Annotated in this window: 5 protein-coding genes; 2 read left to right on the forward strand and 3 right to left on the reverse strand. The window is 72.9% G+C overall.

All coding sequences use genetic code 11. The features are described 5' to 3' along the window. Positions 1-153: 153 nt before the first annotated feature. Positions 154-351: a hypothetical protein gene (locus JS521_RS04620; RefSeq protein WP_205081427.1), complete on the reverse strand. Its 198-nt coding sequence runs from the start codon at positions 349-351 to the stop codon at positions 154-156. Positions 352-578: 227 nt separating this feature from the next. Between JS521_RS04620 and JS521_RS04625 the strand changes: the two genes are divergently transcribed. Next, the gene (locus tag JS521_RS04625) at positions 579-2246 is read left to right on the forward strand and encodes a CATRA system-associated protein (protein WP_205081428.1); all 1668 of its coding nucleotides are present in this window, start codon (positions 579-581) and stop codon (positions 2244-2246) included. Beyond that, positions 2239-3927, forward strand: a complete 1689-nt coding sequence (locus JS521_RS37360) for a CATRA conflict system CASPASE/TPR repeat-associated protein (RefSeq protein ID WP_205081429.1) — start codon at positions 2239-2241, stop codon at positions 3925-3927. Before JS521_RS04625 ends, JS521_RS37360 begins: the two co-directional genes overlap by 8 nt. Before the next feature lie 33 nt (positions 3928-3960). Here JS521_RS37360 and JS521_RS04635 read toward each other — a convergent pair whose 3' ends face one another. Continuing rightward, positions 3961-7155: a CHAT domain-containing tetratricopeptide repeat protein gene (locus tag JS521_RS04635; RefSeq protein ID WP_205081430.1), complete on the reverse strand. Its 3195-nt coding sequence runs from the start codon at positions 7153-7155 to the stop codon at positions 3961-3963. A 168-nt stretch (positions 7156-7323) separates the two neighbouring features. After that, positions 7324-8367, reverse strand: coding sequence for a LacI family DNA-binding transcriptional regulator (locus tag JS521_RS04640; protein ID WP_205081431.1), 1044 nt, complete (start codon positions 8365-8367; stop codon positions 7324-7326). Positions 8368-8605 lie beyond the last annotated feature (238 nt).

Genomic DNA, 8605 nt, shown 5'->3' on the forward strand with positions numbered 1-8605 from the left:
CTCCCCTCGCTCTCCCACCTGCCCGTGCTGCGCGGCCGGGGGCCCGGCCCGTAGCCGCTCTTCCTCACCCCGCGGCCGCCGCCCCCCCCCCCCCCCCGCCCCCCCCCCCCCCCCCCCCCCCCCCCCCCCCCCGCGGGGCACGGGTCAGGGGGGTCAGTCGCCCCAGGTGGAGTACCCGGAGAGGCAGGAGCCGCGGCTCGCGGACGGGTGCGTGGCCCGGAGGCGCTCCACGCGGTCCGTGACGGACCTGACCTCGCCCGTGGCCACGGACACCGACAAGGGGCCGCGGCCCGTGCCGACCACGGCCGCCATCCGCACGGTCAGGCCGGCGTTCTGCTCTGTCGTGGACATCATTAACTCCTTTGCTCACCTTGGCTGTTGGGCCTCCGAAGTCAACGCGCCGGGGTGCTTCCGCCACAAGCACCGAATCGCTTCCCATGTGCTTCCGTCGCGCTACCGCCGTTGCCTGGTGCGTCGTTAGACTGTCGCGGTGCCGTGCTGTGACGGGCGACGGGGGCGATGTGAACGATCTGCGACTGACACTGTTCGGCAGAACCCGGGTGCACCACGGTGTCGAGGTGAGCACACCGCCTCCGCTGGCCACCGCCGTCCTGGCCCGGCTCGCCGTGGCGGGGGGAGAGCCGGTCACGGTGGACGAGGTGGCGCGGGACGTCTGGGGGGTGTCTCCGCCGCGACGTGGAGACCGGGTGGCGGTGCAAAAACGGGTCCTGATGCTACGTCGGCTCTTCGACCAGGGCAGCGGTGACGGTTCCGGAGTGATCGTCACCGAACCGGGGAGGGTGAGTACCTATCGGCTGGCACTGCGGTCCGACCAAGTGGACCTGTGGAGGTTCCAGGAGCTGGTGCGCGATGCCCGACGGCTGCCGCTTGCCCTGGCCGTCGCCGGCCTGTCGCACGCCCTGGACCTGTGGAGGGGCCGCCCCCTCCAGGACGTGGAGGGCTACGAGTTCGCCGACGGCACGATCGCGCGTCTGCGCGCCCTGCACGAGACGGCGCAGCGCGAACTGGCGCGTGCCCACACAGCGGTGGGTGACAACGCGGCGGCCCTCGCCGTCACGGAGCGGCTGGCCGAGTCACTCCCGGAAGACCTCGCCCTCGGCCTGACGGTGTCGGAGCTGCGCAGCCGTGTGCGCGAGGAGGAGGGCGCCGTGCTGGCCCGGCGCTGCTTCCCCGCCATGCGGACCTCGGTTTCGCTGGTCTACGGCGATCTCCTCCACCAGTCGGACGCCGACCTGGTGATCGGGTTCACCGATACCTTCGACACCGTCACGGACGACCGGGTGATCCACCGCGACAGCCTCCAGGGCCAGTTACTGCACATTCTGTTCTGCGGGGACCGCAAGCGGCTCGACGACCAGTTGCGGCGGGAGCTGCGGCATGTCCCGGCGGAGTCGGTGGAGTCCAGGTCGGACAAGCGCCTCGGCAAGCTCACACGCTATCCCTTGGGCACGATCGTCACCCTGTGGGCCGACGAACAGCGGATCTTCGGCGTCGCCTACAGCCGCATGGGCAACGATCTGGCCGCCCGTTCCTCCCCACAGGATCTGGCGCACGGCATGGAGCGCCTATGGGAGCACACCGCCCGGCACGGGTGGCGCCGCCCCGTGGCGATCGGGCTCGTCGGCGCCGGGCTCGCGCGCGTCGATGGCCTGGGGCCGCAGGAGTCGCTGGCTACGGTCGTGCGCTCGTTCCTGGCCCGTTCGCGCATCGGTACGGTGAGCCCCGAACTGCGGCTCGTGGTCAGGCCCGACGCCATCGCCGGGGTCGGGCCGACGCTCTTCGCGAAGTTCCTCGGCGAGCAGGAGGACGGTGCCACAATCGACGGCCCCCGCACGGATCAGGAGGAGGCCCCCAGCATGTCCGTGTACGACGGAAGGACCACGGCGTCCGACAGCGCCGCAGGGTACGACGACGCCGTCGAGGCCCTGAACGAGGTACTGCGGTGGCGGCTGCCGCCCGCAGACTGGGAGCAGGTGAGCCGGTCCGTGTACGCCCTGGCGCTCGCCCTCCGCGATGGCGGCGCCGAGGAACTGCTCGACGCCACGACCACCTTGGAGGACCTCGCTCCTTCACGGGTCATCCGGGCCGGCTCCGCGCCCCAGGAAGGGGACGCCGAACCGCAGTTGCGCGAGCGCGTCAACGTCCTCCTGCACGAACTCACCCACGGTGGTGACGGTTCGCGGACAGACATCCCGGTGGAGTCGAGCGGCTCCGACAGTGGCTGAGACTCCGGCCGCCCCGGTCGGAACGACGACGGAACTTCTTGACGAGCACCTCGTCGTACACCTCGTGGCCCCCCTGGGTAGCCTCCGCGCCACGGCCGCGTACGACGCCGTGAGGGGCCTGTGGACAGCTTGTCGGCACCTGTTCGTCATGGACCGGGCCCTGCCGGGCAGCGGCCTGCCCCGGGATCTTCCGGCGACGGCCGCGCAGTTGCTCCGGGCCGCGCCAGGCACGGACGATGTGCGCACGCTGGCCGCACAGGAGAACGCCGAGGACGACTATCAGGCGGTGCTGCGGCGCCACCACGACGTGCTGTCCCTCTCCGTGGCCCTGGCACCGCGACACGACCGGCCCGGGTGGCGGCTGCTCACACGCCAGTGGGATGCGGTGTCCCACGGCAGGACCGAGGCGCTGATCGGCGAGGCACGCGTGTACCTCGCCCGGCTGTCAGCACCGACCGGCGGCTCGGCCCCGCCGCTCGCCCCTGCCGAGGCCGAACCTGCCCTGCGAGGCCTGCTTCCGCATACGCTGCAGACTCCCCGAGGACTCACGCAGGGTGTCACCGAGCAGGAGCAGCTCCACCTGTGGGAACTCGCCCCGGCCGGGGACGAACGATCCCGGCGGGACTTCCTGCTGGTGGCGGAGGCAGACGACGAGGCGCGGGCCAGCGCCTGGTGCTGGTCCTCCGGCGGAACCTCGATCCCCCCGCTCGCACGCTACCTGCTGCACGCGGCCAAACTCCGCTACCAACTGCGGGTCTGGCGGTGCGACAACCGGGCGGCCGAGCTGCGGGCCCGGCTCGACGAGGCGACGGGACACCCCGGCGGACGCGTCCCCGCCGACTTCCCGGACTCGACGGGCGCGCCGGCCGAGGCGCGCCGCCTGGTGCCGCGGCTGCGCTCTCTGCGCCGCACCGTGGATATCGCCGCCGACAACATGGCCCGCGCCCTGGGTAGTCCGCCGCCGTACACGGGACCGTTCGCCGACGACCACGCGCTGGCCTCGTGGCTGTCGTCCGCAATCGACGACGAAGCGGGCTACCTGGCGGACACCGTGGACCGCTGGGAGGCCGAGCACGGCCCCGTGCAGGTCCCGCGGGCGCCGGAGCCGGCCCCGTCAGCCACGGTTCCGGACGAGGCGCGGCGCAACGTCTTCGTCGTCCACGGGCGGGAGTCGACGGTACGGGCCGGGATGTTCGCCTTTCTGCGCGCTCTCGGCCTGCGCCCGCTCGAATGGGAGACCCTCGTGGAGTCCGCTGCGGAGGGCAGCCCGTTCCTCGGGGAGCTGGTGGCCCGGGGCATCCGCCAGGCCGGGGCGGTCGTGGTCCTGCTGACGCCGGAGGACACCGTCCAGCTCCACCCGCATCTGTGCGCCCCTGGCGATCCCCCCGAGGAGACCTCGGTCGGAATGCAGGCGCGGCCCAACGTCCTGCTCGAACTGGGCATGGCCCTCGCCCACGCGCCGGCCCGGACGGTGATCGTCCGGACAGGCACGCACCGCCCCATCGCCGACCTGGCGGGGCGCAACTTCATCCAACTGGAGGACACCGCGGCCTGCCGCCGAAAACTCGCCCAGCGGCTCCGGGCGGCCGGGGCGCCGGTGGACGACCGAGGTCAGGACTGGCTGACCGAGGGGATCCTGCACGCCCCGCCGCCGACGCCCTCGTGGCACGGCGGGTCATGAGCCGCCCCGAGGGCCATGTGGCGGCGCGGAGCGTCACGGACCGCTGTGCACCAGCGCCGCCCACTGGTCGGGGCGGGCCGGGTTCCGATCCCTCATCCACCGCGCGGCCCGGTTCAGCGCCTCGGCGCTGCCCTCCGAGTCCTCGGGTGGAAGTTCCTCGTAGAAGCGGCGTGCGAAGCGGACCGCCACGGGGTCCGCAACCGGCCAGAGGCTGCCGATGACATGGCGAAAGCCCGCCTGCCGGAACGCAGACGCCACGTGCAGGGCCTCACCGGCGTATCGCCAGCCGCCCTGCCCCGTGGAACACGCTGAGAGGTAGGCGAGTTCGGCGCCCGCCAGGTCGAGTGCGGCCACTTCGGCGATCGTCAGCGGACCGTCGGCCAGGTACAGAGCCCCTTCCGAGGGCGAGAGAGGATCGATGCCGGCGTGGCAGGCGAAGTGCACTCGGCTCGCCGCAGGCAGGGCCGCCATAACCTCCGCCCGCGACGCGTCCGGCAGTATGGTGGCCCCCCGCGCCGCCAGCTCACGGGCTTCCCGAAGCGCCCCGGGCAGCTCCGGCAGGCCGGGACTGCTCGACACGGCGACCGCGAGCTGCCGCCGCGGGCCGGGCCGGCCGGGGCGGCCGGCGTGCGACGCGCGGACCGACGGCGCGTACGAGGACACCACCGCGTCCAGGCAGCCGGCGCCGCCGATCGGAGCAGCCGCGTGGAGGGGAAGGACTGAGATCAGTCCGACCGGGATCCACCAGAGCCGGGGACGCGGCTCGGGAACCAGCTCCCGCACCCGTGTCGTGACGGGCTCTCCCACGGCGGTCCAAAGCCAGTCCAGCATCAGGGGGAGCGCATCGGCCAGCCGGGCATGCGGGTCCGCCCACAACTGTCCGGCGGCCAGCGCGAACAGCCCGGTGTGCTCGGACGCTGCCGCTCTGGTCAGTTCCGGCAGCGGCAGCGCGACCGGCTCCAGGCTCGGTCCGATGATCAGGGCGTGTCCGACGCGCCGCCCCGCGCTGACCACGACGACCGCCCCTGGCCCCCCTCCGGGCCTCAGGACGGAGACGTCCTGAGGCAGCAGAAAGCGGGCTAGACCGTGTCCCTCCCGCACCGCCGCGCACGCCTCCTCGAACGCGGCGTACGCGCGAGGGGCGTCGTAGGGCCGAGCCTGACACGACGGCCGCGCCGCGGACAGCGCCTGTCGGATGCTCGTGAAGCGCCGTGCGGCAGCCGCACGCTCGGCCTCCGCCGGGGACGGGAGCCCGGGTGGCCTCAGGGGTGCACTGGTGCCGCCCGCCGCCAACACGCCCCGGACGAGTTCGGCGGAGGCGAGGGCGGACGCGGGATCGCTCCGGGCGCAATGCGCCTCGATGGCGTTCTCTGCCAGTCCGAGGTGCATCGTCAGCGGCAGAACCAGGTCGATCGGGTTTGTCGAGTCGGGGACGGCGGACGGGAACATCAGAGCGGCTTCGTCGAGGAGTTGGGCCGCCCGTGCGTGGCGGCCCGCGGCCAGTGCGAGGCCGCCGACCTCCTGGAGCGACTGGATCCGGGCCCGGGAGGGGACGGGCGGGCCCCATTCCCGGTCGAGCAGGAAGGCGACGTGGTCCCGGTCCGTGGTGCGCAAGCTGTCGTCCGTCCGCTCGGTGAGTGCCGACGCGGCGACCGCAACCGTGGTCAGGGCCTCTACGGAACCCGGCGCGAGTCCGCGCAGGGCCGCGACACCATGCTCGACCGCCTCGTCCAGATCGCCGGGCCTGCGCAGTCGGTGGTAACGGGACAGCAGGACGGACGCCAGGTTGGAACGTGCCTTCGCGGTGGCGCGGGGGCCCCGCCCGCCGGCTCGCACGGCCTCCTCGGCGGCCGCCACGGCACGGTCGAGGTCCGGTGTCCGGCGCAAGAGCCCATAGCGCATGCGGTAGGCCTGGGCCAGTCCGCTGACGGCATCTTGGTACAGCGCGCTGCCACAGGGCAGGGCCACAGCGGCTTCCTCCATCAGAGCGACCGCCCGTTGCACGTCGGAGACTTCCTCCGCCCGGCCGCAGCGTGACAGCAGGCAGTGGCCCAGGTGCAGGGCCGCGGACGGTCGGTCGGCCGGGCGCGAAGTGCGGGACAAGGCCTCCTCGGCGAGGACGACCGCCCGGTCGAGATCGGTGGAGCGGCCTTCGTACTCGTAGCGCCACAGCAGGGTCTCCGCCAGCGCGCTCAGGGCACCGACTCGTTCGCTGGTGCCCAGGGGTGCTGCCGCCAGTGACCGTTCTCCTGCGGTCACGGCGCGGCTGATGTCCTCGGATCGCCCGAACAGCACCCATCGCTGGAGCAGTGCCATCCGTAGCTCCTCGTACAGGAAGGCGACCTGGGCGGGCTCAGACGGCGGTTCCGGACGCAGCGCCTCGGCCAGGACGGCGAGGGCGCGCTCCAAGTCGGCGGCATTGCCGTCCCGCTCGTGCCGGGTCCGCAGAGCGAGCGCGAGGTTACCGCGCCGGGGCGCGAGTGCCGGGTCCGTGGGGCGTGCCGTGCGTACCGACTCCTCCAGGGCGGACACGGCCCCGGCGACGTCGGCCGGCCGGGCTCCGAGCTGGTGGCGCGTCAGCAGGGCGAGCCCCAGGCGCTCCAGAAGTATGCTGCGGCTCTCGAAATCAGGGCCGACGGCGTCGACCGCGGCACGACTCAGTGTCACGGCCCGCTCCAAGTCCGTGGGGTCGGCGATCGCGGCCGCATGGGCGCGCCGCCGGTGCGCGACACCAAGCAGGCTCGTCAGCTCCGCACGGTGCTCCTGGTCGGTGGCCTGGGTTGCAGCGGCGTCCAGCAGCGCCATGACGGAGACGGTGTACGGGCCGTTCTCCTCGGTCTTGGCCCGGCGGAGGAGCTCCTGAGCGAGCCCGAGCTGGGCCCGAGGGTCCGTCCTGCCGCCCAGCACCGGCCGCAGGGGGACGGGGATCAGCGCGTCGTTGCCCATGAGCGGGCTGAGGTAGAACACCGCGCGCGCGAGGTCTTCGAAGCCCTCGTCGCCGGGGCTGCAGTCGTACCGGTGGAAGTGGAGCCAGGCAGCGGCGTGGTACAGCTGCGCCAGACGCCGCCGGCTCCGGCCGGTGACGGGCAGCCGGGTGGTCGCGGTGGCCCGGGCGGCCTCCGCCAGCTCGGCCTCCGCTTCGGCGCCGAACAGCAGCCGCCGGTTCTCTGTCCGCTGGAAGGCGATGACGCGGTCGGACAATCGGGTTCGCAGGTCACGGACGGCCATGTGACGGCTCCTCAGGTATCCGGGGTGGGCTCAGGTCAGTGCGGCGGCAACAGCCGCGACGAGCCGAGCAGCGCGTACACCACCAGCGCGGGCGAAATCGCCCACAGTCCGGCGTCGGGCGCGGTCTCGTTCCGAGCCCCCCGCGTTCCGTTCCGGGAGGAGTCGACGCTACCCGGGCAGAGGCCGTCGCACCCCGTCCGTGGACTCCCGCACCTCCAACCGGTGCGGTGCGATGCGGACTTCGTACGGCAGGGGGCCCTCCGCGCCGATCCGGGCGGCCAGGCAGTCGACGGCCAGCGCGGAGATGACCGCCTTGTCGGGGACCACGGAGGTCAGCGAAGGCGTCGCGTAGAGCGCCTCGCCCGAACCGTCCACCCCCGCCAGCGCCACGTCTCCGGGAACGTCGAGACCCGCTTCGTACAGCGCCCTGCGGGCTCCGACGGCGAGCAGGTCGCTGAAGCAGAAGACCGCGTCGGGCCGGGCGGCCGTGGGCAGTTCGAGCAGCGTGCGCATGGCCGCCAGCCCGTTGGGGCGGTCGAACTCCCCCACACGTGCCGCGAGTCGGGGATCGTAGGTCAACCCCGCTTCGTGCAGTGCCTGTTGGAAGCCTTCGAGGCGCTGTCTGCTGGTGGCCGACCGCTGCTCGTCCACGCCGATCGCCCCGATCCTGGTGTGGCCCAGCGCCGCGAGATGCGCGGTGACCTCGCGGGCGGCGGCGACGTTGTCGATCAGCACATGGTCGGCGACGACCTGGCCGCTGCCGTAGTCGCGCTCGCCGAGGAGCACCAGCGGGAACTCGTCGGCCACCGGCGCGAGATCGGCCGACGACACCCGCAGCGGCGAGAGGATCACCCCGTCCAGCAGCGACGCGCCGACGCCGGTCGCCAGGCGCAGTTCTTCGCGGGCGTCGCCCCGGGTCTCCTCGATCAGCACCGTGAAGCCGCGCGAGGACGCCTCACGGCCGACGTGGTGCGCCAGTTCGGCGAAGTACGGCGTACCGAGGTCCGGGACGGCGAGCGCGATCAGGCCGCTGCGGCCGGTGCGCAGCCGTCGGGCCGAGGGGTTGGGCCGGTAGCCCAGCTCCCCCACCGCCGCCAGCACCCGGGTCCGGGTCGCATCGGAGACCCGGGGCGCATTGCGTACAACGTTGGACACCGTCTTGATCGATACGCCTGCGCGCTCCGCCACGTCCTTCAGCGTGACCGCAGCCATGAACCGTCCCCCCATCATCGTTTTCCTTGATTATGCACAGCACAGAGGCTCTTGTCCCCGGCGGGACGGTCCGCGGATTCCTTGCCGACAGAGGGTTGACCTCGGAGATACGCGGCGGTTACAACGTTGGAACAAGGGAAGTTCGGCCATGCCGTTTCCGGCCTTCGAACGGCTCCGAGCCACTGGCTGCCCGGCGCGCGGGGACCGTCATGTGCGCCCACCGCCCACCGCCCGCCGC

The sequence above is a fragment of the Streptomyces durocortorensis genome (genome assembly GCF_016901035.1).
Taxonomy (GTDB): Bacteria; Actinomycetota; Actinomycetes; order Streptomycetales; family Streptomycetaceae; genus Streptomyces; species Streptomyces durocortorensis.

What these genes read in the sequence shown, in the direction of transcription:
- JS521_RS04620 (WP_205081427.1), bottom strand. Translation starts at nt 351, where the DNA reads ATGTCCACGACAGAGCAGAACGCCGGCCTGACCGTGCGGATGGCGGCC.
- JS521_RS04635 (WP_205081430.1), bottom strand. Translation starts at nt 7,155, where the DNA reads ATGGCCGTCCGTGACCTGCGAACCCGATTGTCCGACCGCGTCATCGCC.
- JS521_RS04640 (WP_205081431.1), bottom strand. Translation starts at nt 8,367, where the DNA reads ATGGCTGCGGTCACGCTGAAGGACGTGGCGGAGCGCGCAGGCGTATCG.